At 64.7% G+C, this 23870-nt stretch carries 19 protein-coding genes; 9 read left to right on the top strand and 10 right to left on the bottom strand.

What is annotated here, in order from left to right:
• Positions 1–41 precede the first annotated feature (41 nt).
• Positions 42–1583: a long-chain fatty acid--CoA ligase gene (locus AAFG13_RS24225; protein ID WP_212316774.1), complete on the bottom strand. Its 1542-nt coding sequence runs from the start codon at positions 1581–1583 to the stop codon at positions 42–44.
• A gap of 215 nt (positions 1584–1798) precedes the next feature.
• Here AAFG13_RS24225 and AAFG13_RS24220 point away from each other — a divergent pair, with 215 nt between their 5' ends.
• From AAFG13_RS24220 to AAFG13_RS24200, 5 genes are all read left to right on the top strand, one after another.
• Positions 1799–2935, top strand: coding sequence for an acyl-CoA dehydrogenase family protein (locus tag AAFG13_RS24220; RefSeq protein ID WP_342708451.1), 1137 nt, complete (start codon positions 1799–1801; stop codon positions 2933–2935).
• A 141-nt stretch (positions 2936–3076) separates the two neighbouring features.
• Positions 3077–4234, top strand: a complete 1158-nt coding sequence (locus AAFG13_RS24215) for an acyl-CoA dehydrogenase family protein (protein WP_097676527.1) — start codon at positions 3077–3079, stop codon at positions 4232–4234.
• A gap of 50 nt (positions 4235–4284) precedes the next feature.
• Positions 4285–5496 (top strand): acyl-CoA dehydrogenase family protein, encoded by a 1212-nt coding sequence (locus tag AAFG13_RS24210; protein WP_342708450.1) that lies wholly within the window; start codon positions 4285–4287, stop codon positions 5494–5496.
• A gap of 99 nt (positions 5497–5595) precedes the next feature.
• Positions 5596–6252: a glutathione S-transferase family protein gene (locus AAFG13_RS24205; protein ID WP_212316778.1), complete on the top strand. Its 657-nt coding sequence runs from the start codon at positions 5596–5598 to the stop codon at positions 6250–6252.
• 206 nt (positions 6253–6458) lie between these two features.
• On the top strand, positions 6459–7286 hold the full coding sequence (locus tag AAFG13_RS24200; protein WP_212316779.1) for a helix-turn-helix domain-containing protein: 828 nt from the start codon (positions 6459–6461) through the stop codon (positions 7284–7286).
• Positions 7287–7343: 57 nt separating this feature from the next.
• On the opposite strand, the gene AAFG13_RS24195 is transcribed toward AAFG13_RS24200, so the two are convergent.
• Both AAFG13_RS24195 and AAFG13_RS24190 read right to left on the bottom strand, forming a co-directional pair.
• Positions 7344–8159: a hypothetical protein gene (locus AAFG13_RS24195; protein WP_342708449.1), complete on the bottom strand. Its 816-nt coding sequence runs from the start codon at positions 8157–8159 to the stop codon at positions 7344–7346.
• Positions 8160–8330: 171 nt separating this feature from the next.
• The gene (locus AAFG13_RS24190; protein ID WP_342708448.1) at positions 8331–9554 is read right to left on the bottom strand and encodes an ABC transporter substrate-binding protein; all 1224 of its coding nucleotides are present in this window, start codon (positions 9552–9554) and stop codon (positions 8331–8333) included.
• Between the two features lie 215 nt (positions 9555–9769).
• On the opposite strand from AAFG13_RS24190, the gene AAFG13_RS24185 reads away from it, so the two are divergent.
• The 4 genes from AAFG13_RS24185 (at position 9770) to AAFG13_RS24170 (ending at position 16073) form a co-directional block, all read left to right on the top strand.
• Positions 9770–10636, top strand: coding sequence for a 3-keto-5-aminohexanoate cleavage protein (locus tag AAFG13_RS24185; RefSeq protein WP_212316783.1), 867 nt, complete (start codon positions 9770–9772; stop codon positions 10634–10636).
• Between the two features lie 113 nt (positions 10637–10749).
• Positions 10750–12351: an AMP-binding protein gene (locus AAFG13_RS24180; protein WP_342708447.1), complete on the top strand. Its 1602-nt coding sequence runs from the start codon at positions 10750–10752 to the stop codon at positions 12349–12351.
• Between the two features lie 129 nt (positions 12352–12480).
• Positions 12481–14097 (top strand): acyl-CoA carboxylase subunit beta, encoded by a 1617-nt coding sequence (locus AAFG13_RS24175; protein ID WP_342708446.1) that lies wholly within the window; start codon positions 12481–12483, stop codon positions 14095–14097.
• Entirely contained in the window at positions 14094–16073 is a 1980-nt protein-coding gene (locus AAFG13_RS24170) for an acetyl-CoA carboxylase biotin carboxylase subunit (protein ID WP_342708445.1), read from the top strand. Before AAFG13_RS24175 ends, AAFG13_RS24170 begins: the two co-directional genes overlap by 4 nt.
• 133 nt (positions 16074–16206) lie before the next feature.
• On the opposite strand, the gene AAFG13_RS24165 is transcribed toward AAFG13_RS24170, so the two are convergent.
• From AAFG13_RS24165 to AAFG13_RS24135, 7 genes are all read right to left on the bottom strand, one after another.
• Entirely contained in the window at positions 16207–17199 is a 993-nt protein-coding gene (locus AAFG13_RS24165; protein WP_212316791.1) for a dipeptide ABC transporter ATP-binding protein, read from the bottom strand.
• On the bottom strand, positions 17196–18209 hold the full coding sequence (locus tag AAFG13_RS24160; RefSeq protein WP_342708444.1) for an ABC transporter ATP-binding protein: 1014 nt from the start codon (positions 18207–18209) through the stop codon (positions 17196–17198). The genes AAFG13_RS24165 and AAFG13_RS24160 overlap by 4 nt, the downstream gene beginning before the upstream one ends.
• Positions 18209–19102, bottom strand: a complete 894-nt coding sequence (locus AAFG13_RS24155; protein ID WP_342708442.1) for an ABC transporter permease — start codon at positions 19100–19102, stop codon at positions 18209–18211. The genes AAFG13_RS24160 and AAFG13_RS24155 overlap by 1 nt, the downstream gene beginning before the upstream one ends.
• Positions 19103–19106: 4 nt before the next feature.
• A complete protein-coding gene (locus AAFG13_RS24150) occupies positions 19107–20054 on the bottom strand; it encodes an ABC transporter permease (protein WP_229166369.1) in 948 nt (315 codons plus the stop codon).
• Positions 20055–20139: 85 nt separating this feature from the next.
• Positions 20140–21735 carry an ABC transporter substrate-binding protein gene (locus tag AAFG13_RS24145; RefSeq protein ID WP_342708441.1) on the bottom strand — a complete coding sequence of 532 codons (1596 nt, stop codon included), beginning with the start codon at positions 21733–21735 and terminating at the stop codon, positions 20140–20142.
• 414 nt (positions 21736–22149) lie between these two features.
• Positions 22150–23037 carry a TauD/TfdA family dioxygenase gene (locus AAFG13_RS24140; protein WP_342708440.1) on the bottom strand — a complete coding sequence of 296 codons (888 nt, stop codon included), beginning with the start codon at positions 23035–23037 and terminating at the stop codon, positions 22150–22152.
• A 79-nt stretch (positions 23038–23116) separates the two neighbouring features.
• Entirely contained in the window at positions 23117–23815 is a 699-nt protein-coding gene (locus AAFG13_RS24135; protein ID WP_249132057.1) for a DUF2270 domain-containing protein, read from the bottom strand.
• Positions 23816–23870: the final 55 nt, after the last annotated feature.

Raw genomic sequence — 23870 nt, 5'->3', positions numbered from 1 at the left:
CTCTCGACATGGCCAGGGAGACGCGACACGCGTCCCCAGGCTCATGCGGCAGTATCGGTCGGCTTCGGCTGGCTGAATTGCTGCCGCAGCGTCGGCTTATGAATTTTGCCTGTCGCATTCCGCGGCAGGGCATCGATGAATTCGATCAGGCGCGGGCACTTGAACCGCGCCAGATTGGCTTGGCAATGCGCGTGGATCTCGGCCGGCGTCAGCGTGTGGCCCGGCTTCACGGCGATCACGGCCATCCCGACCTCGCCCCATTGCTCGTTCGGGATGCCGATGACGGCGGCCTCGGCGACGGCCGCCAATTGATGCAGCACGCTCTCGACCTCGGCCGGATAGACGTTCTCGCCGCCGGAAATGTACATGTCCTTCCAGCGGTCGACGATGTAGTAGAAGCCTTCCTCGTCGATCCGCGTGGCGTCGCCGGTGTGCAGCCAGCCGTCGGTGAAGGACGAGGCGTTGGCGTCCGGCCTGTTCCAGTAGCCCGGCGTGATGTTCGGGCCCTTGACCCAGAGCTCGCCGAGTTCGCCGACCGCGGCATCGCTGCCGTCGGGCCGTACGATCCGAACTTCGGTATGCAGCACGGGCTTGCCGGACGAGCCGGCCTTGCGCGCGGCATCCTCGCGATCGAGCACCATTACCGCGGGCGAGGTTTCGGTCATGCCGTAGCCCTGCTGCAGCGCGACGCCGCGCGCCTCCCAGGTTTTCAGCAGCGGCACCGGCATCGGCGCGCCGCCGACGCCGCCGATCAGCAGGCGGCTGAAGTCCACTGATGCGAAGGCCGGATGCTGCGCCATGAACTGGTAGATCGCGGGCACGCCGAAGAACACGTTGATGCCCTGCAAGGGATCGCCGATCAGCTTCAGCGCCTCGCCGGGATCGAACGCGCGCATGATCAGCACCGTGCCGCCGGCATGCAGCACCGGGTTGGTGTAGCAATTCAGCCCGCCGGTGTGGAACAGTGGTAGCACCGTCAGCAGCACCGAGGCCGGCGAGATGTAGGCGGGGCCGCCGAGATTGACGCAATTCCAGAACGTCATCCCATGCGTGATGATCGCGCCCTTGGGCTGGCCCGTGGTGCCCGAGGTGTACATGATGGTCGAGATGTCATCGAGCGTGACCTCCTCGAACCGTTCGAGCGGTTTCGCCGCCGCGATGCCGGCCTCATAGGCACCGCCCGGGCCGAGCCGCACGGTCGATGCGACGTCGCAGAGCTTGGCGACCGCAAGCGCGGTCTCGGCGAGGTCGTCGTCATGGATCATCACCTTGGGCGCGGCGTCGCCGGTAATGTAGCGCAGCTCGGGAACGGTGAGGCGGGTGTTGAGCGGCAGGAAGACCGCCCCGATCCGGAAGCAGGCGAACTGCACCTCCAGCGTATCGGTGGTGTTCAGCGCCAGCACCGCGACCCGGTCGCCACTGGCGACCTTGAGGGTGTCGCGCAGCCAGCCGGCGAGCCGCGACACGCGGGCGTCGAGTTCCGCATAGCTGAAGCGGCGACCGCTTGCGAGATCGACAAGCGCCATCTTGTCCGGCGTGCGCCGGCGATGATGCGCGATCCAGTCGTAATAACGAACCGGCAAATGTCCCTCCTCTGGAACGGCAGTCTTGCGCCGCCTGTTCCTGGCTCGATTGATGCCATGAATTGGCAGTGGAGGGGGCGTATTAGGATACTGTCTTGCGTTTAGTGGCTGGCGGGTGGCCAGATGGAAACCCGATCCGGCGAACAGCCACTCGACGCAAGTGAACAGGGAAAAATCCGGACATCGTCGGAGGCGGGAATCAACGGAGCACGCGGATGGCAAACCCATTCTACACCAGCGAACATGAGGCCTTTCGCGAGGTGATGCGGCGCTTTGTGGCCAAGGAAATCGAGCCTTATGCCCATCAATGGGACGAAGAGGGCGAGTTTCCACGCGCGCTCTATGCCAAGGCGTCCGAAATCGGGCTGCTCGGCCTCGGTTTCCCGGAAGAATATGGCGGGATCGCCGCCGACCAGTTCATGAAGATCGTGGCCTCGCAGGAGCTGGCGCGCGCCGGCGCCGGCGGCGTTTCCGCGAGCCTGATGAGCCACACGATCGGCTCGCCGCCGATCGCCCGCGCCGCCCGCCCGGAGGTCAAGGCGCGGGTGCTGCCGGAGGTGCTTGCGGGCAAGAAGATCTCCGCGCTGGCGATCACCGAGCCGAGCGGCGGCTCCGATGTCGCGAACCTGCGCACCAAGGCGCGGCGCGACGGCGACCATTATGTCGTCTCCGGTGAAAAGACCTTCATCACCTCGGGCATGCGCGCCGACTATCTGACGGTCGCGGTGCGCACCGGCGGCGAGGGCCCCGGCGGCGTCAGCCTGCTCCTGATCGAGGGCAATACGCCGGGCCTCTCCCGCACCAAGCTGAAGAAGATGGGCTGGTGGGCGTCGGATACCGCGACCTTGCATTTCGACGAATGCCGCGTGCCGGTCGAGAACCTGATCGGCGAGGAAGGCCAGGGCTTCAAGATCATCATGCAGAACTTCAACAGCGAGCGCATGGGCATGGCGGCGGGCTGCACCGCCTATGCGCGCGTCTGTCTCGACGAGGCGGTCGCCTATGCCAAGGAGCGCAAGACGTTCGGCAAGCCGATCGCCCAGCACCAGGTGATCAGGCACAAGATCGTCGACATGGCGCAGAAGGTCGCGGCCTCGCAGGCGATGCTGGAAATGCTGGCGTGGCGGCTCGGCCAGGGCGAAAGCCCGGTTGCCGAGATCTGCATGATGAAGAACCAGGCGACGCAGACCATGGCGCACTGCGCCTCCGAGGCGGTGCAGATCTTCGGCGGCGCCGGCTTCATGCGCGGCATCAAGGTCGAGCGCATTTACCGCGAGGTCAAGGTCAACGCCATCGGCGGCGGCACCGAGGAGATCATGAAGGATCTCGCGAGCCGTCAGATGGGGTTGTAGGAGATGCCGCTCACCCTCAGCCGTCATTCCGGGGCGACGCGAAGCGGCGAGCCCGGAATCCATCAGGCAGCAGATTCGAAGTGAAATGGATTCCGGGTTCGATGCTTCGCATCGCCTCGGAATGACGAGGATTAAAGCAACATGCTCTTCACCGCCGACCACGACGAACCGCGCCGCGCTCTACAAAAATTCATCGCAGCCGAGATCAATCCCCATGTCGACGAATGGGAGAAGGCCGACATCTTCCCGGCGCATGAGCTGTTCAAGAAGCTCGGCAATCTCGGCTTCCTCGGCCTCAACAAGCCGGTCGAATTCGGCGGCCAGGGGCTCGATTACTCCTACGCACTGATGATGGCTGAAGAGTTAGGAGCCATCACCTGCGGCGGCGTGCCGATGGCGATCGGGGTGCAGACCGACATGGCGACGCCCGCGCTGGCGCGGTTCGGCTCCGATGAGGTGCGGCGCGAATTCCTGGTGCCGGCGATTGCGGGCGACCAGGTCGCCTGCATCGGCGTCTCCGAGCCCGGCGCCGGCTCCGACGTCGCCTCGATCAAGACCAATGCGCGCTCCGACGGCGACGACTACGTCATCAATGGCGGCAAGATGTGGATCACCAACGGCACCCAGGCCGACTGGATCTGCCTGCTCGCCAACACCAGCGACGGCCAGGTCCATCGCAACAAGTCGCTGATCTGCGTGCCGATGAAGACCAAAGGCGTGCAGGTCGCGCGCAAACTCGACAAGCTCGGCATGCGCTCCTCCGACACCGCGCAGATCTTCTTCGACAATGTCCGGGTGCCAAAGCGCAACCGGATCGGCGAGGAGGGGCAGGGCTTCACCTACCAGATGATCCAGTTCCAGGAGGAGCGGCTGTGGGGCGCGGCCGCCTGCCTGAAGGCGCATGAATTCATCATCAACGAGACCATCGACTATACACGCAACCGCAAGGCGTTCGGCGGTTCGATTCTCGACAACCAGGTGGTGCACTTCAAGCTCGCGGAGATGCAGACCGAGGTCGAGCTGCTGCGCTCGCTGATCTATCGCGCCGGCGAGGCGCTGGTGGCGGGCGAGGATGTGACGCGGCTCGCGACCATGGCCAAGCTGAAGGCCGGCCGGCTCGGCCGCGAGCTCACCGACGCCTGCCTGCAATATTGGGGCGGCATGGGTTTCACCAACGAGACGCCGGTCAGCCGCGCCTATCGCGACAGCCGCCTGACCTCGATCGGCGGCGGCGCCGACGAGGTGATGCTGATGGTATTGTGCAAGATGATGGGCACGCTGCCCGGGATGAAGAAATAGTGCGAACCCGGTCCGACGGATTGCATCGCCGCGCAGAGATGGAGGCCGCTATGCTCTTTCAGGAGAGCCAGAAAGTCGTCGAGCTGAAGCATCGCCTTCAGTCGTTCATGGATCGCCATGTCTATCCGAACGAGGCGCGGTTCTACCGTGAGGCGGAAGAGCTCGGCCCATGGAAGGTCTTTCCGGTCGTCGAGGAGCTGAAGCCCATCGCGAAGGAAGAGGGGCTGTGGAATCTGTTCCTGCCCGAGAGCGAGCATGGCGCAGGCCTCACCAATCTCGAATATGCGCCGCTCTGCGAGATCATGGGCCGATCGCATCTTGCGCCCGAACTCTTCAATTGCTCGGCGCCTGATACCGGCAACATGGAGGTGCTGGCGCGCTACGGCACCAGGGAGCATCAGGAGCGGTGGCTGAAGCCGCTGCTTGCGGGCGAGATCCGGTCCTGCTTTGCGATGACTGAGCCGGCCGTCGCTTCCAGCGACGCGACCAACATCGAGAGCTCAATCGTGCGCGACGGCGATGACTACATCATCAACGGCCGCAAATGGTACACCACCAACGCCACCGATCCGCGCTGCAAGATCTGCATCTTCATGGGCAAGACCGATCCCAATAATCCGGACCGGCATCGCCAGCAGTCGATGATCCTGGTGCCGATGGATGCGCAAGGGATCGAGGTGCTGCGCCCGCTTCCGGTGTTCGGCTTCTATGGCGTGCCGGACCGCGCCTTGGAGGTCGTGTTCACCAATGTACGGGTGCCCGCAAGCAACATGCTGCTCGGCGAGGGCCGCGGCTTCGAGATCGCGCAGGGCCGCCTTGGTCCTGGCCGCATTCATCACTGCATGCGGCTGATCGGGCTTGCCGAACGCACGCTGGAGAAGATGTGCGTCAGGACCAGGAGCCGGGTCGCGTTCGGCAAGCCGGTCGCGGAGCAGACCGTCACGCAGGAGCGGATCGCGGAATCGCGCATCATGATCGAGCAGGCGCGCCTCCTAACGCTCAACGCGGCCCACATGATGGACACCGTCGGCAACAGGGTGGCCAAGGCCGAGATCGCCATGATCAAGGTCGCGGTGCCCAACATGGCGTGCCAGGTCATCGACTGGGCGATCCAGGCGCATGGCGGCGGCGGCACCAGCAACGATTTCGGGCTCGCGGCGGCCTATGCGACGGCCCGTCTGCTGCGTCTCGCCGACGGTCCGGACGAGGTCCATCGCAACCAGATCGCGCGGCTCGAGCTGCGCAAATACGGCAATGCCTGAACCGGAAACCTGCGCGATGAATCCACCGCGCACGACAATGTTGCAGTCACCGCGCCGGCGCTCCATGGTGGCGGCGATCAAGAACACGGGAAACGCCTGATGATCACGCTCTATCACTGCGATGCCGCGCGCTCGTTCCGTCCGTTGTGGATGCTGGAGGAGCTCGGGCTGCCTTATGAGCTGAAGATGCTGCCGTTCCCGCCGCGCGTGTTCGCCAAGGAATATCTCGGCATCAATCCGCTCGGCACCATCCCGTTCATGGTCGATGGCGAGACGAAGATGACGGAGTCCTCGGGCATCTGCCACTACCTCGGCACCAAATATGGCCCGACGCCGCTGATCGTAGGTCCCGACGAGCCGGCCTATGGCGCGTTCTTGAACTGGATGTATTTTTCCGATGCGACGCTGACCTTTCCGCAGACACTGGTGCTTCGCTACAGCCAGCTCGAGCCGGAGGAGCGGCGCAACCCGCAGGTCGCGGGCGATTATGCAAAATGGTTCCTGGGCCGCCTGCGCGCGGTCGAGGCCGCTGCCGCGAACTCTGAATTCCTCTGCGCGGAACGCTTCACGGCCGCCGACATCACCAATGGCTATGCGCTCCGGCTCGCCAGCAATATCGGCCTCGCCAAGGATTTCGGGCCGAACGTCGCGGCCTATTGGGCGCGGCTGCAGCAGCGCGATGGTTACAGGCGCGCGGTGGCGTCGGAGCAAAAAGCCGGGCAGGAACAGAACGTTGCGCCGCGGGCGCGGCCCTGATGATGCGTTGTTCCAGGGTGGTCCGAAGGACCAGACCACAAATGCACAATTGTGCATCGGGGAATATTGAGATCCCACGATGTGCAATTGCGCATTGGGGTTCGATGCGTCGCATCGTCCCGGAATGACAACGTATCGCTTTTGCGAATTTGCGCTATGGTAGCTCCGCCGCAGCGGCCCAAAGAGCCGCGCGAGGAGGAACCGCCATGGACGCGATCGTGGACGCGAAGTGCCAAGAGTCCGGCCAGCCGTCCGGCCACCGGATGCTGATCACGCCGGAACGGGTGTTCTATGCCGGGCTGCTCGGCCGCCCGCGCGAACGCTGTCCGGGCGCATTCCATGTCTATGTTGCGATCCGCGAGGGCTTGCATCTGTCGACCAGCGAAGGTCGCGAGTCCCATGGCGAGCTCGCGGTGACGATGCCGAACCTGCGCCACACCATCACCAGCGAATATCGATCCGCGATCTGCGTTGCGATCGAGCCGGAAAGCGTGCCTGACGGTACGCTCGAAGCCGTCGCCCGCCGCCTGCAAGGATCCGACTCGCATTTGTTCGCGAACCGGATTCGCAATGCCTATGCGACGCTTGCCGAGATGCAGCATCGCGATGCGATCGCGAATGCCGAGTTCGACACCATGTGCTTCGGCGACGCGCTGCCGCAGCGTGTGCTCGATCCGCGGGTGGTGCGTGCGATCAGCCGCATCGGGCAGTTCTCCGGCGAGCCGGTGACCGCGGCAGGCTGCGCCACCGAGGCCGGGCTGTCGCCGTCGCGCTTCCTGCATCTGTTCAAGGAGGAGACCGGGATCTCGTTCCGCTCCTTCCGCGCCTGGAAGCGCGCGCGGCATCTGCTGCACTTCGCCAACCAGGACATCAATCTGGCGCATCTCGCGCAGGATATCGGCTATCCCGATAGCACGCATTTCAGCCACTCGATCCGCCGCTTCTATGGCTTAAAGCCGCGCGCGATCTTCTCCGGCTCGCGGGATCTGGCGATCTACCGCACCGGGCAGGCGGTGGGCGAACAGGCGCTGTGAGTTGAGCTCGCAGGCAACGCCACGGTCAGTGCACCACAGTCTGGACGACCACTGAGGTCAGGGTACTTGGCTTGTCCTCGGGGAGCGTGTGGTTGGCCGAGCCTGCCAGCTCTGGATGACAAATGCGTCGGGCGAAATCGTCGGATCTGCGACGAGCTCGTGATATCGCTGAACGGCATGACGGGTCCAGGCGAGGTCGCTGTGGTCGCCCGGATCGCCGTCGATCACGACGCCATAGCTAAGGCCTGCCGCGTGCAGTCGGCTCTTCCAGACCGTGAGTTGTGGCCGCCAGTTATTCTGCCAGATCAGGTCAGCCTGCAGGAAGGCCAAAGGCTTGCCGGTCTTCGCCTTGAACAGCTCTGCGAACCTCAGGATTTCGCTGAGGCGGCCGGACGTCTGGTCTGTCACGGGCTCGATGTCGCCGAACTGAACGGCCGGGAACACTGCCTTCAAGGCTTCGACGCTCGGGGCGATGTTGTCGACGACCTCTTCAGTCGTGTACTGGCATGCGCGGTGGGCGAAATGTCCCCAGGTCATGGGCTCGTCGAAGGCGACATAGGCGATCTCGCCGCCCTGGGCCGCGACCCGCTCCGCCGCCTTCTTGATGACCGCGGTGGTGGTGTAGCCGGGAATGCCATTTCCGCACCGGGTCGTGGCGACCAAAATCTCCGCCTCCATGGCGAGTGCGATGTGGCGGCGGCGAAGATCGTGGATCACGGCGGCGAGGTCCGCGTCGCTCGATCGATGCAGGAACTGGGTGGAGAGCTTGAAGACCTGGATCGCCGCAGCCGCGCGGCGCCACGGCGCGTTCTGCTGGAACAATCCCATGAAGTCGCTCGCCGTGGCGCCGCCGCCGCGATCGGCCTGAACCACGGGGTCGACGACCGAAAGCCAGATCTGCGCCGCCGCCGCCGACGTCGTGATCAAGCAGGCGCCGAGCGCGATGCCGAGAAACAAGGATCTGGGATTCGTCAAGGGATTCACCTATATCGCTCACCAGTTGCGATATAGATCGCTTCGTTTCGGTCGTCATGACGGCCTTGATCACAAATTCGCGCCCTGGATCACCTCGCCGAATCGCAGCCAGCCGGGCCCTTCGATCCGCTGCAGCTGAAGCTGCTGCAGCGGGTGATGATTGGTCGGGCTGGTGTTGACGCGAATGCCGGGCAACAGCGTCGGGACCTCGACGTCTTTCAGGTTGTTCGCCTGCGCCATGATGTTGTCGCGGGTGAAGTTACCCTTGCACTGCTCAAGCACGATCTTGAGCACCTGTGCCACCGTGTAGGCGTAGAGGCTGTAGCCCTCCTTCGGATTGCCATCGGGGAAGTACTTCGCCATGAAGGCGAGGAAATCCTTGACGCCGGGGTCGTTGGCCCAGGCCGGATCGGCAACGTCCTTGACATAGGCCGATGAGATCGTGCCCTGCGACTTGTCGAGGCCGACAGGCGCAATGGTCGAGGAGATCGAGGCCGCGCCGCTCGCGATGAAATGCATCGGCTTCCAGCCGAGCTCATAGATCTTGCGGATCGACTGCGCGCAGAATTTCGCCGTGGTGCCCGAGATCAGCACATCGGGATTGGCGCCGCGCAGCGCGACGATCTGGGAATCGATCGTCGGATCGGTGACCTCGTGCGAGGCCACCACGGCCGATGTCGCGAACCGCTCGCCCAGCACGTCCCTGGCGCCGGCGACGAAATCCTTGCCGAGATCGTCATTCTGGTAGAGCACCGCGAATTTCGCGTTCTTGTTCTGGCTCAGCGCATATTTGACGAACACCTGCGCCTCGGTGCGCGCGCTCGGCGCAAAGCCCATGGTCCAGGGATAGCTCTTGTAGTCGCCCCATTTGTCGCCGTTCACCGACAGGAACAGATGCGGCACCTTGGCGGCGTTGATGTACTTGACGACCGACGAGTTCGGCGCGGTGCCGAGCATGTTGAACAGGAAGGCGACATTGTCGCTCTCGATCAGGCGGCGCACCTGCTCGACCGTCTTCGCCGGATTGAACGCGTCGTCGTAATAGATGTATTTGATCTGCCGGCCGGCGATGCCGCCCTGCTCGTTCAGCATCTTGAAATAGGCTTCCTGGCAGCGCGCCTGCACGCCGAGTGCCGACACCGGGCCGCTCAGCGAGGTGGTGCTGCCGATCCTGATCTCGGTCGCGGTGACGCCGGGCGTATCTTCGGCAAGCGACGGCCTGAGACCCGCGACTGCGGCAAGGCCCGCACCCGCGGCGCCGGTAAGCCATCTGCGCCGGTTGATCGAGACCATAATTTTCTCCCCGTGATGCCGGCTTGTTGCGCCGCTTCTGCTTTGCAGGCAACCCTACGCGCCGCGTGGCCGTCGCGTCTTGTGTTAACCGGCTGACGGCGGATTCCGTCGTGAGCGCATCCACTTAGCCAGTCAACGCAAGATGGCGCACAGACAAATTTCTCATCATGGGAAAATCAGCCGCGCAGGTGCGCCGCAACCCGGACGAGAGACCCATGAGCGACAAGGCCGTCATCACCTGCGCGCTGAACGGCGTGCTTACCGACCCGAAGCAGCACAACGTTCCGGTGACGCCGGAAGAGATGGCGCGTGAGGCCAAGGCCGCGTTCAACGCCGGCGCCAGTATCATGCACATCCATCTGCGCCAGCAGGCGCCGAACAAGGGCCACCTGCCGTCATGGGAGGTCGGCGTCAGCAAGGAAATCCAGCAGGCAATCCGTGAAGCCTGTCCCGGCGTGATCATCAACCACACCACCGGCACCTCGGGCCCGAACTATCAGGGCGCGCTCGATTGCGTGCGCGAGACCAAGCCCGAGATCGCCGCCTGCAACGCCGGCTCGCTGAATTATCTCAAGGTCAAGGCCGACAACACCTGGGCGTGGCCGCCGATGATGTTCGATAACGCCGTCGAGAAAGTGCAGGACTATCTCGACGTGATGAAGGCCGCGGGCACCATTCCCGAATTCGAGTGCTTCGATGTCGGCATCGTGCGTTGCGTCGGCATGTACCGGCAGACCGGTATGTATTCCGGCCCGCTCGAATACAATTTCGTCATGGGCGTCGCCTCGGGCATGCCGGCCGATCCGGAGCTGCTGCCGATCCTCTTGAAGCTGAAGGTGCCGGATGCGCATTGGCAGGTCACCGCGATCGGCCGCGCCGAGATCTGGCCGCTGCACCAGCGCGCCGCCGACCTCGGCGGTCATCTGCGCAGCGGCCTGGAAGATACGTTCTATCTCGGCGACGGCACCAAGGTGACGTCGAACGGGCAGCTCGTCGAAGGGCTCGCCGCCTGCGCGCGGCGTGCTGGGCGCGAGATCGCGAGCCCCGCGGAAGCGCGGCAGATCTTTGGGGTCAGGCACTGACGTCAACCCGGCCGTCATTGCGAGCGAAGCGAAGCAATCCATCTTGCCACTCGAAGATAGAGTGGATTGCTTCGTCGCTTCACTCCTCGCAATGACGAGGCAGGAGGAAACACATGGACAATCTCGCAGCAACCGGCGACGTCACCGGCCCGGGCCGCATCGGACGGGTCGCGATCGGCGATCTCCTCAAGCGCGCCGCGCGGCGGTTTCCGGATCGCGTCGCCCTGACCGATGGCGGCCGGCAGGTCACCTTCACCGAGTTGGAGCGCGACGCCAATCGCTTCGCCAATTATCTGGTGCAGCGCGGGCTGAAGCCGGGCGAGAAAGTCTCAACTATTTGCAATAACTCCGTCGAGTTCGTCAAAGCGCTGTTCGGCATCCACCGCGCCGGCCTGGTCTGGGTGCCGATCAACACCATGCTCGGGCCGTCGGACACGGACTACATTCTCGGCCATGCCGAGGTCCGCTTTGCCATCATCGACGACAATCTTCATGCCCAGGCAGACCGGCGCGCCGCGCTGGAGGCGCGCGGCATGGAGATGATCGCGATCGACCTGACCAGTAATGCCGGCAAGACCGGATTGCAGGAGTTTAACGGCCTCCTCGAGGGGCAATCCGATATCGAGCCTGACATCGAGATCAGCGACCGCGATCTCGCAATGATCATCTATACGTCGGGCACGACCTCGCGACCGAAGGGGGCGATGCATTGCCACCTCGCCGTGGTCATGGCGGTGATGAGCAACTGCATCGAGATGCAGCTCTCGCGCGATGACGGGATCACCGGGCAGTTTCCGTTGTTTCACTGCGCTGGCCACGTGCTGCTGCTGAGCTATCTCTCGGTCGGCGGCCGCATGGCGCTGATGCGCGGCTTCGATCCGGTGGTGTGCATGGAGGCGATCGTACGCGACCGGTTGACGGTGTTCGTCGGCCTGTCGCTGATGTACCAGGCGATCCTCGATCATCCGCGCCGGCGCGAATATGATCTGTCGGGCCTGCGCTGCTGTATCTACACCATGGCGCCGATGGGCAAGCCGCTGCTGGAGCGTGCGATCGCCGATCTCTGTCCGAACTTTGTGCTGACTAGCGGTCAGACCGAAATGTACCCGGCGACGACGATGTCGCGGCCGGAGGTGCAGCTCGACCGCTTCGGCAATTACTGGGGCGAGTCGCTGATCGTCAACGAGACCGCGATCATGGACGACAACGGCAACCTGTTGCCGCGCGGTGAGATCGGCGAGTTGGTGCATCGCGGACCCAACGTGATGATGGGCTATTACAAGGACCCGAAGTCGACCGAGGAGGCACGCAAGTTCGGTTGGCACCATACCGGCGACCTTGCCCTGATCGACGCCAATGGCGAAGTGCTGTTCCTCGATCGCAAGAAGGACATGATCAAGTCGGGTGGCGAGAACGTCGCTTCCGTCAAGATCGAGGAGACGCTGCTGGCGCACCCCGCGGTGCAGAACGCCGCCGTGGTCGGCCTGCCGCATCCGCAATGGGGCGAGGCAGTCTGCGCCTTCGTCAAGCTGAAGCCCGGTGCGGTGGCCGACGAGGCCGGCATCGAGGCGCATTGCAGAAAGCATCTCGGCGGCTTCCAGGTGCCGAAACTGGTGCGTATCCTCGAGGAGATGCCGATGACCGCGACCGGCAAGCTGCGCAAGGTCGAGCTGCGGCAGCAGTATAGTAAGTACTTTAGCGGAGGGGGCGCATGATGTGCGGCACACTCACTTTCGTCATTCCGGGGCGCGCGCAGCGCGAGCCCGGAATCCATAACCACGATCGAGAGTATGGATTCCGGGCTCAGCCCTTCGGGCTGCCCCGGAATGACGGAGGTTAGATTCATGGCCATCATCGAGAGCACGATTTCGACCGGCAGCGCCGTGTTCCAGGGCAATCGCGACGGCATGCTGACGCTGATCGCCCGGATGCGGGGGCTGGAGGAGCGCACGCGCACGGCATCCGCCGCGGCCAAGGACCGCTTCCACAAACGCGGCCAACTGCTGCCGCGCGAGCGCGTCGCGCTGGTGCTCGATCCCGGCTCGCCGTTCCTCGAACTCTCCACGCTCGCCGGCTACATGTTCGACGTGCCGGACGCGGACAAGAGCGTCCCCGGTGGCGGCCTGGTTGCCGGCATCGGCTTCGTCTCCGGCATCCGCTGCATGGTCAGCGCCAACGATGCCGGCATCGACGCCGGCGCGCTGCAACCCTACGGCCTCGACAAGACGCTGCGGGTGCAGGAGCTCGCGCTGGAGAACAAGCTGCCCTATGTGCAACTGGTCGAAAGCGCCGGCGCCAATCTGCTGCGCTACCGCGTCGAGGACTTCGTTCGCGGCGGCAACATCTTCCGCAATTTGGCGCGGCTGTCGGCGGCGGGGCTTCCCGTCGTCACCGTCACCCACGGCTCCTCGACCGCAGGCGGCGCCTACCAGACGGGCCTTTCCGACTACATCGTGATGGTGCGGGGTCGTACCCGCGCGTTCCTTGCCGGCCCGCCTCTGCTCAAGGCTGCCACCGGCGAGATCGCGACCGAGGAGGAGCTCGGCGGCGCCGAGATGCATACGCAGATATCCGGGCTTGGCGACTATCTCGCCGAGGACGACCGCGACGCGCTGCGCATCGCGCGCGACATTATGGCCAAGCTGCCGTGGGACCGTCCGGCACCGGAACCAGCTGCATTCAAGCCGCCGCGCTATGACGCCGAAGAATTGCTCGGCATCATGCCGATGGACCACAAGCGGCCCGTCGACATGCGCCAGGCGATCGCCCGCTTCATCGACGATTCCGACTTCACCGAGTTCGGCGCCAATTACAGCCCGGCGACGGTCTGCGGTCATGCCCGCATCGAGGGGCGGGCGATCGGCATCATCACCAACAACGGCCCGCTCGATGTGCCCGGCGCCAACAAGGCGACGCACTTCATCCAGGCCTGCTGCCAGTCGCGCACGCCGATCCTCTACATGAACAACACCACCGGCTACATGGTCGGCCGCGCCTATGAAGAGGCCGGGATGATCAAGCACGGCTCGAAGATGATCCAGGCGGTGACCTCGGCGACGGTGCCGCAGATCACGCTGTATTGCGGCGCTTCGTTCGGCGCCGGCAATTACGGCATGTGCGGCCGCGGCTTCCATCCGCGCTTCTGCTTCTCCTGGCCGAATGCCAAGACCGCCGTGATGGGCGGCGAGCAGGCTGCCGAGACCATGGCGATCGTCACCGAGGCGGCAGCCGCGCGGCGCGGCAAACCGATCGAGAAGGAGAAGCTGGAGGCGATGAAGGCGCAGATATCAGGTGTGTTCGACAGCCAGATGGACGTGTTCTCGACCAGCGCCCGCGTGCTCGATGACGGCGTGATCGATCCGCGCGATACGCGGACGGTGCTGTCAGAGGTGCTGGCGATCTGCCGCGAGGCCGAGGCGCGCAGTCCGCAGCGGATGCAGTTCTCGGTGGCGCGGCCATGAGCGGTACCATCGTGAAGCGGACACCGTTCTTCAAGATCCTGATCGCCAATCGCGGCGAGATCGCGCTGCGCATCATGCGCTCGGCGCGGCGGCTCGGTTATGGCGTGGTCGCGGTCTACTCCGACGCCGACCGCGACGCATTGCATGTGCGCGAGGCCGACCAGGCGGTGCGGATCGGCGAGGCGTTGCCGGCGCAATCCTATCTGAAGATCGACGCGATCATCGCAGCCGCCAAGGCGAGTGGCGCCGGCGCGGTGCATCCCGGCTACGGCTTCCTCGCCGAGAACGAGGACTTTGCGCAGGCCTGCGGCGATGCGGGACTGGCGTTCATCGGCCCGTCGCCGGAGGCGATCCTCGCGATGGGCAACAAGGCCGGCGCCAAGGAGATCATGCAAAAGGCCGGCGTGCCCTGCGTGCCCGGCTATCAGGGCGCCGATCAGAGCGACACTGTGATGCTGGCGGAGGCCAAGGCGATTGGTTTTCCGGTAATGATCAAGGCGGTCGCCGGTGGCGGTGGCCGCGGCATGCGGCTGGTCGCGGATGCGTCGGCATTTCCGGATGCGCTACGCAGCGCGCGGTCGGAGGCGCAGGGGGCGTTCGGCGATCCTACCGTCATCCTCGAGCGCGCCATTGTCGATGCCCGCCACATCGAGATCCAGGTGTTCGGCGATCGCTATGGCAACGCCGTCCATCTCGGCGAACGCGATTGCTCGGTGCAGCGGCGGCATCAGAAGCTGATCGAGGAGGCCCCGTCGCCCGCGGTGACGCCGGAGCTGCGCGCGCGGATGGGTGCGGTTGCCGTGCAGGCGGTCAAGGCGATCGGCTATGAGGGTGCGGGCACGCTGGAATTCCTGCTCGATCGCGCCGGCAATTTCTACTTCATGGAGATGAACACGCGGCTGCAGGTCGAGCATCCCGTCACCGAGGCGATCACCGGGCTCGATCTGGTTGAATTGCAGCTTCGTGTCGCCCGGGGCGAGCCGCTCGGCCTGAGGCAGGAGGACGTCACCTTCTCCGGTCACGCCATCGAGGTCCGGCTCTGCTCGGAGGATGCCGGACACGACTTCATGCCGCAATCCGGCACCATGGCGCGGTGGCAGATGCCTGAAGGCATCCGCGTCGAGCACGCGCTGCAGTCCGGCTCGGAGATTCCGCCGTTCTATGATTCGATGATCGCCAAGGTGATCAGCCACGGCGCAACCCGCGATGAGGCGCGCGGGAAGCTGATCTGCGCCCTGGAGCAGGTCACGGCCTTCGGCGTCACCACCAATCAGGGCTTCCTGATCGATTGCCTGCGCCATCCGGTGTTTGCCAAGGGCGAGGCGACCACAGCCTTCATCGGCAGCAACCGCGATGCCCTGCTGGCGTCCCGGCTCGATCGCGGCGGTGATCTCGCGCTTGCGGCGCTGCTGCTCTATGTCACCAATCCGCACGCGCCGCCATGGCAGCGCGGACGGTCGTTGTCAGCGACATTCCCGCTCGGCTTGCGGATCGACCTCGGCCAAGGCGTGCAGGAGATCGAGATCGTCCGCGAGCGCGACGGCAGCTACCTCGCGACCCGCAATGGCGATCGCTTCAGCTTCGAGATCGACGAACTGGTTCAGGACAGCATCCGCTTCCACCACGATGGCCTGATGGAGCAGGCCAAGTTCCTGCGCGACGGCGACCGGCTTTACATCCTGCATCGCGGCGTCACGCTGTCGGTGCGCGATCTCACCCTCGCGCCGCCGGAGAGTGCTGCGGCCGCCGGCGGTGACGGCAAGGTCCGTGCGGCGATGAACGGCCGGGTCGTCGCGGTGCTGGTGAAGGCCGGCGACAAGGTCGCGGCCGGTCAGCCGGTGATGACGCTGGAGGCGATGAAGATGGAGCACGTGCACACCGCCGGTGTCGCGGGCACGGTGTCGTCGATCGATGTCGCCGAGGGTGAGCAGGTGACGACGGGGAAGATCGTGGTGGAGATCGAGGCGGCGGCGTAGCGATTGTCGTCCCGGCGAAGGCCGGGACCCATACTCCGCGGCCGGAGTTGTGAAGGGGACTCGTCGTGCAGCGGCGCGCAACGATCAGCCGTCGTGGTTATGGGTCCCGGCCTTCGCCGGGACGACGATGAAATTATTCCCCACGCCCCGTCCCGTCATTCAGCCAGCAGGCGACCTGATGCGCGGTGCCGGCCGCCTGCAGCGTGGGGCGCTCGGTCTTGCAGCGATCGATCGCGTAGCGGCAGCGGGTATGGAAGGCGCAGCCCGAGGGCGGGTTGATCGGGCTCGGCACGTCGCCGTCGATCATCGGCGCCAGCCGCCTGGCCTTGGGGTCGGCGATCGGCACCGAGGCGAGCAGTGCTTGCGTATAGGGATGCCGCGGGTTGGCGAACAGCTCGTGCTTGTCGGCGATCTCGACGATGCGGCCGAGATACATCACGGCGACGCGGTGGCTGATATGGGCGACGACCGCGAGGTCGTGCGCGATGAACAGGTAGGAGAAGTTCTGCTTGCGCTGCAGGTCGATCAAGAGATTGATCACCTGCGCCTGGATCGAGACGTCGAGCGCGGAGACCGGCTCGTCGCAGACGATCAGCCGCGGACCGAGCGACAGCGCCCGCGCGATGCAGATGCGCTGACGCTGCCCGCCGGAGAACTGATGCGGAAAGTTCTTCATCTGGTCGGGCCGGAGACCGACCTGCTGGAACAGTTCCGCGACGCGCTCCTGCTTCTTCGCGCCGGTCGCGAGCCCATGCACGATCAGGGGCTCACCGACGATGTCGCCGGCCGTCATGCGTGGATTGAGCGAGGCGAACGGGTCCTGGAACACGATCTGCATCGAGCGGCGGTACGGCCGCAGCGCGCTCTTGCTGAGCGGTGCGATGTCCTCGCCGTCCAGCCTGATCGCGCCGCTGGTCGGCTCGACCAGCCGCAGCACGGTGCGCGCCACCGTCGACTTGCCGCAGCCGGATTCGCCGACCAGGCCGAGCGTCTCGCCTGCGCCGAGCGCGAAGCTGACGCCGTCGACCGCATGCACGGTGCCGACCTGACGGCGCAGCACGCCGCCGCGCACCGCGTAGTGCTTGACGAGATCGGTCACCTCGAGGAGCGGCCGTTGCTCGGTCATGGCGCCTCCGCCATCTCGCCGGCGCGCCAGCATGCCGCCCAGTGCTTGCTCTTGACCTCGTCGAGCGGCGGATACTCCTTGAGGCAGCGGTCGATCGCGAACTTGCAGCGCGGCGCGAAGGCGCAGCCGGGTGGCAGATTGGTCAGCGACGGCACCATGCCGGGAATTTCGGTCAGCCGCGCATCGGTCTTCGCGCCCAGCGCGATCACCGCCGGCATCGAGGCCATCAGCCCGCGCGTATAGGGATGCAGCGGCGTTTCGAACAGCGACTCGACCGTCGCCTCCTCGACCTTCTTGCCGGCATACATCACGATCACGCGCTGCGCGGTCTGCGCGACGACGCCGAGATCATGGGTGATCAGGATCAGCCCGGTGCCGAGCCGCTGCTGCAGATCGACGATCAGCGCGAGGATCTGCGCCTGGATGGTGACGTCGAGCGCGGTGGTCGGCTCGTCCGCGATCAAGAGCGCCGGCCGGCACGCCAGCGCCATCGCGATCATGGCGCGCTGGCGCATGCCGCCGGAGAGCTGATGCGGATATTCCTGCGCGCGGCGCTCCGGTTCGGGGATGCGCACCAGCCGCAGCATGTCGACCGCCTGCGCCCACGCCTCCTTGCTGCTCATCTTCCGATGCAGGCGCACGGCCTCGGTGATCTGGTCGCCGATCCGCATCACCGGATTGAGCGAGGTCATCGGCTCCTGGAAGATCATCGAGATGCGGTTGCCGCGGATGGCGCGCATCGCGGCATCGTCGAGCTTTAGCAGGTCGGTGCCTTCGAGCGTCACCGAGCCGCCGACAATGCGGCCGGGCGGATCGGGCACCAGGCGCATGATCGAGAGCGCGCTGACGCTCTTGCCGCAGCCGGACTCGCCGACGATCGCAAGCGTCTCGCCGCGGCGGACCGAGAACGAGACATCGTCGACCGCGCGGAACAGGCCGGAGTTGGTGAAGAACACCGTCTGCAGGTTCTTCACGTCGAGAACCGTCTCTGCCGGAACTGCCTCGCTCATCAGCCGCGCTGCCTCGGATCGAGGATATCGCGCAGTGCGTCGCCGAACAGATTGGTGCCGAACACCGCGAGACTGATCGCGATACCGGGGAAGATCACCAGCCACGGCGCAGTGCGGACATATTCAGCGGCGGATTCCGACAGCATGCGGCCCCAGGACGGATAGGGCTCGGGGATTCCGAGGCCGAGGAACGACAGCGACGCCTCGGTCAGGATGGTCGCGCCGAGCTGCGCGGTGGCCAGCACGATCAGCGGTGCGATCGTGTTCGGCAGCACGTGGCGCAGCGCGATGCGCGTCTCGCTCATGCCGATCGATTTGGCGGCCTCCACGAACGGCTGCTCGCGCAGCGCCAGCGTGTTGGCGCGGATCACGCGGGCGACCGTCGGGATCAAGGGAATGGCGATGGCAAGGATCACGTTCGGCAGCGACGGGCCAAGCGCCGCGGTCATCACCAGCGCGAGCACCAAGAGCGGCAGCGATTGCAGGATGTCGGTCACGCGCTGGAACACGAGGTCGACCCAGCCGGAGAGATAGCCTGAGGTGAGACCCACAATGACGCCGAGCGTGGCGCCCAAGGTCGTCGAGCCGATGCCGACCGCAAGCGAGATCCGCGCGCCATGGACGATGCGGCTCCAGACGTCGCGACCGAAGGAATCGGTGCCGAACCAGTGCAGCGTGGAGGGGGCGGCGAGCCGGTGCGCGGAATCGACGGTAAGTGGATCGTAGCGGCTGATCAGATCGGCTGATATCGCGGTCAGCACGAACAGCAGCATGATGGTCAGGCCGATGGTGCCGAGCACGTGGCGCTGCGCAAGGAAGGCAAACCGTCCCCACCCGCCGCTGGCGTTGGCCCCGGCGCGTCGCAGTTCGCTGTCGAAATTGATCGTCGCCATCGGGCTAGTCCCCAAACCGAATGCGCGGGTCGATTGCGGCATAGAGCATGTCGACGATGAAATTCACGACCACCACGACGACAGCGATGAACATGACGAGGTTCTGCACGATCGGGTAGTCGCGCCAGCGCAGCGCCTCGACCAGGAAGCGGGCGATGCCGGGGATGTTGAACACGGTTTCCGTCACGATAAGCCCGCCGATCAGGAATGCGGCCTCGATGCCGATCACGGTGATGACCGGCAGCACCGCGTTCTTGAGCGCGTGGCGGTAGTTCACGGAGGCCTCGGAGGCGCCCTTGGCGCGCGCGGTGCGGATGTAGTCCTGACGCAGGATCTCCAGCATCGAGGAGCGGGTGATGCGCATGGTCAGCGCCGCGCTGCGGAAGCCGACCGCCATCGCCGGCACCGCATAGATGGTCAGCGCCTCGAGCCATGTCTTCGGGTTCGGATTGAAGATCGGCATGGTGCCGAACAGCGAGACCGAGGCCATCAGGATCAAGAGGCCGAGCCAGAATGACGGCAGCGACAGGCCGCTGAGGCTGACGACGCGCAGCGCATAATCAAGCTTCGAGCCCTGATGCACGGCGCTGATGACGCCGAGCGGAATGCCGATCGAGGCAGAGAACAATAGCGCCAGCCCCGCAAGCCGCGCGGTGATCGGTATCCGCGGCAGGATCTCCTCCAGCGCCGGCTTCTCGGACACATAGGAATAGCCGAGATCGCCATGCAGCAAGCCGCCGATCCAGTGCAGATACTGGATCACGATCGGCTGGTTGAGGCCGAGCTCGCGCTCGAGATTGGCCTTATCGGCGGGATCGACGAAGCCCGCGGCGTCGAACAGGATATCAACGATGTTGCCCGGAACGACGCGCAGCAGCACGAAGATGATGACCGAGATCCCGAACAGGGTCACGAGCATCAGGAACAGCCGCCGCACGATATAGGCAAACACCCTGGCTCTCTCCCTGATCCCGAATCTTCTCTTGACGCGTTTTCTTGACGCGAACCGGTATCCACTTCGCTCGAAGACGCTATGCCTACTTGTCCAACCAGACGTCTTCGTAGCGATAGCCGTTATAGGAGCTGTTGGACATGATCGTGACATTCTTCACGTAAGGCTTCCAGCAAGTGCCGGTGCGGGCATGGAAGATGATCGGACGCGCGACGTCTTCCTGCAGCTTCTTGTCGATCTCCCAGACCAGCTTCTTGCGCTTGTCGATGTTGGTCTCCTCGGATTGCTGGTCGAACAGCTTCTCGATGTCCTTGTTGCAATAATTGGTGTAGTTCCGCTCCGAGCCGCAGGCATAGTTTTCGTAGAAGGACTGATCGGGCTCGTCGACGGCGTTACCCGTGAGGTTGAGGCCGAGCGAATAGTCCTTGCGTGCGATCTTCGGGAACCATTGCGCGGTGTCGACGACGTCGAGCTCGGCGTCGATATAGATGCTCTTGATCTGGTCGATCAGGATGATCGCGGGATCGCGGTAGACCGCGATGTTGCGGGTCGACACCTTGATCTGCAGGTGCTTGTCCGGGCCATAACCTGCTTTCTGCATCAGCTTGCGGGCTTCCTCGCGATTCTTCTCGATGTCGGGACCGTAGCCGGGGATCTGCTCCAGCATCTCCTTCGGCATCGCCCACAAGCCGTCGGGTGCCGGCTCCATGGTGCCGCCGATGTCGCCCTGGCCCTCGAACATGATCTGGATGAACGCCTTGCGATCGAGCGCCAGCGCCAGCGCGCGACGGATGTCGAGATTGTCGAACGGCGGTCCGCTCGAATTGATGATGATGTTGGTGGAGACATTGTTCGGTTCCACCATACAGACCGCCTTGGGGTCCTGCGACTTGACGTCCTTGAGCAGCGGGATCGAGACCTCGGTCGGGAATGTCATGTCGAACTTGCCCGAGACGAAGCCGAGGATCGCCGTCGAGCGGTTGGTGATAATGGTGAACTCGATGCCGTCGAGATAGGGCAGGCCCTTCTTGAAGTAATCGGGGTTCTTGGTGAGCTTGATCGATTCGTTGGCCTTGAACTCGACGAACTTGAACGGGCCGGTGCCAACAGGCTTGGTGCGCATCTCCGCTGGCGACACGTGACAGGGATAGACCGGCGAATAGCCCGAGGCGAGCAGCGACAAGAGCGCGGGCTGCGGCCGCTTCAGCTTGAACGATGCCTCATAGTCGCCGTTGGTGGTGATCTCGTCGACCTGGTCGTACCAGGATTTGCGCGGGTTCTGCCGGAACTTCTGCTGCGACTTGCCCATCAGCATGTCGAAGGTGCATTTGACGTCAGCCGCGGTGAACGGCTTGCCGTCGTGCCACTTCACGTCCTTGCGCAGCTTGAAGGTCAGCGTCTTGTTGTCGCCGCTCCAGGCCCAGCTCTCCGCAAGCTCGGGCCGGATCGTGTCGGCGCTGTTCTGCGCGATATGCTGGTCGAAGATGACGAGGTTGTTGAATATCGGCATGAACGGAATATTCACCGAATAGGTCGCGCCCTCGTGGATCGAGGCACTGCCGGGGCTATCGCGGTGGTAGATCCTGAAGATGCCGCCGGATTTCGGCTCGGCTGCGCACGAAACGTCGCTGATGGTCAGTACAGACAACACCGCGACGGCCAGCGCTTGCACGCTCCGCATGGTCCCCTCCACAAATTTCGGTCTCAATGGCCGATTGGCATCGACGATACCACGGTGAGGCTGTCGGGCAACAAGCGAGGGCCGTGCGGGGATTGGCAATTCGGATGACGTGGCAGCATTGAAATTTCCACGGACGGGGAATAATGGCTGTGATTGCGGGGAACTCAGTCTGTTTTGCTATGAAGCTACGAATCTCCGTTCGAATTCGATTGATAGCGCCGATGCGTGCGATGTGAGACCTTCCGCAATCAGCGACAGTTTGTCGCCGATTGCGACCGTCGCCGCATACTTGTTCTCCGTCATCCTGAGGAGCGCGGAACGCGCGTCTCGAAGGATCGACGGCCACCGGCCGGGCCGATTCATCCTTCGAGGCTCGCTGCGCTCGCTCCTCAGGATGACGGGGAAACATTCGCTTCATTCCGCCGCCTGCGTTGAGGGCGGCTGCATGTTCGCGACACCATCGGCCTCGGTCGCCGAGATCGTGGTGCGGATCATCAGGCGGCCCTCATGCGCCGGCCAGGGGCGGCCGCGATGCATGGTGGCGCGGTTGTCCCACATCACGACGTCACCCTGCTTCCACTGATGCAGATAGCTGACGCCGGGCGCGGTGGCGGCTTCGGTCAATTGCTCGATCAGCGTCTTGCCGGCATCGGCCTCCATGCCCTCGACGCCATAGGCGTGGGAGGCCAGATACAGTGCGCCGCGGCCGTTGACGGGATTGCGCCAGACCATGCGCCAGCACACCGGCGGCAGTGCGTCGACTTCTTCCGATGTCGCGAGTCCGGTTGCCACCTTGCTGCGCGAATGCGCGTAGGAGTGCCAGGCGAACGAGTTCTCCAGCCGCTTCGCCACGTCCTTGTCGAGCCGCTCGAACGCAAGCCGCATCGAGACGAACTCGGTCTCGCCGCCATGTTCGGGGATGATGCGCGCGGACAGGATCGAGGTCAGCGCCGGCACGCGCTTGAAGGAGGAGTCGGTGTGCCAGAGCTGATTGGCCTTGGCGCGCAGCTGCTGCCGATGGTCCGATGGAACTACCTTGCCGTCGGGTCCGAAGGTCGACAGGATCACGAAATGCGAGCCGGTGCCCATCGAGCCGACCTTGGTCGTCTCGGGCGGACCGAAGCGGCGCGAGAACGCGAGCTGGATGTCGTCGCTGAGCTCCTGGCCGCGGAACACCAGCACCGAGTGTTCCTCGAACGCCGCGCGCACCGCGGCATAGGCGGCATCGCTGCCGGCAACATCCGAAAGTGTGACGCCGCGCAGTTCGGCTCCGAATCCCTCGCGCAGTGGGATCACTTCCATCGGCAAATCCTCCCTGACGTTTCTTCTTGAGGCGAGGTTAGGGGAAAAGCCCGCCAGCGGCAACGCGGCTCGCGCCGCCTCACCCCATCGCGATCAGATTGTGCCGCGTCCGGCGGTCAGCGACCTCCATGCGATGCGTGACGAAGGCGAACAGCGCCCAGCTGGAATGGAAGGCGACGCCGGCCAGAACAACGATGGCTCCGGGAATCGGGCCGATCGAGGCGCGGTCCCAGATCTCGCTCAGCGTGGTCAGCGGCAGCGGATGGATCGCCAGCTTGCCGTAATAGGCGATGGCCTGGATCGCGAAGATCCAGCCATAGGTTCGGCGCAGCCGCCGGCCGATCGCCCGTGCAAGGCTGATGTGATACCTCGGGTGGCGGTAGTCGTTGGCGAGCAGCTCGGTCCAGGCCGAGCCCGGCGAGGGACCTTCGCCGCGGATCATCGGCGCGTAGAAATCGGTTTCGAGCAACCGCGCCCGGGCACGCCAGACGTTGAAGTAGCGGTAGCGCCGCGCCTCGAACAACAGAAAGACCGTGACCAGCAGCCCGACCAGCACCATCGGCAAAGGCGAAGCCTCCGCGCTGCTGTAGGTCGCCGACAGCGCGATGCCGGTCGTGACTACCGCCCAGTTGGTGGAGCTGTCGAGGCGGGTGCGCCAGACCGTGCTGCGGTAGACCTCGCCACGATAGAGATGGGCGAGCGCACCGATCTCGGCGGCAGTGAATTCGAGCCTTCCGGCCTGTCCCGGCTCGGGCTCGCGCGGCTGGGGCGACGGCATGGCGGCCTCCGGCGAAGCGGGCTTGCGATCCCGGAGCATAGCGCGAAATCCGCGC

The organism is Bradyrhizobium sp. B124 (assembly GCF_038967635.1).
Taxonomy (GTDB): Bacteria; Pseudomonadota; Alphaproteobacteria; order Rhizobiales; family Xanthobacteraceae; genus Bradyrhizobium.
Note: the sequence above shows the minus strand (reverse complement) of the source record. Positions and strands in the feature narration are given on the sequence as shown.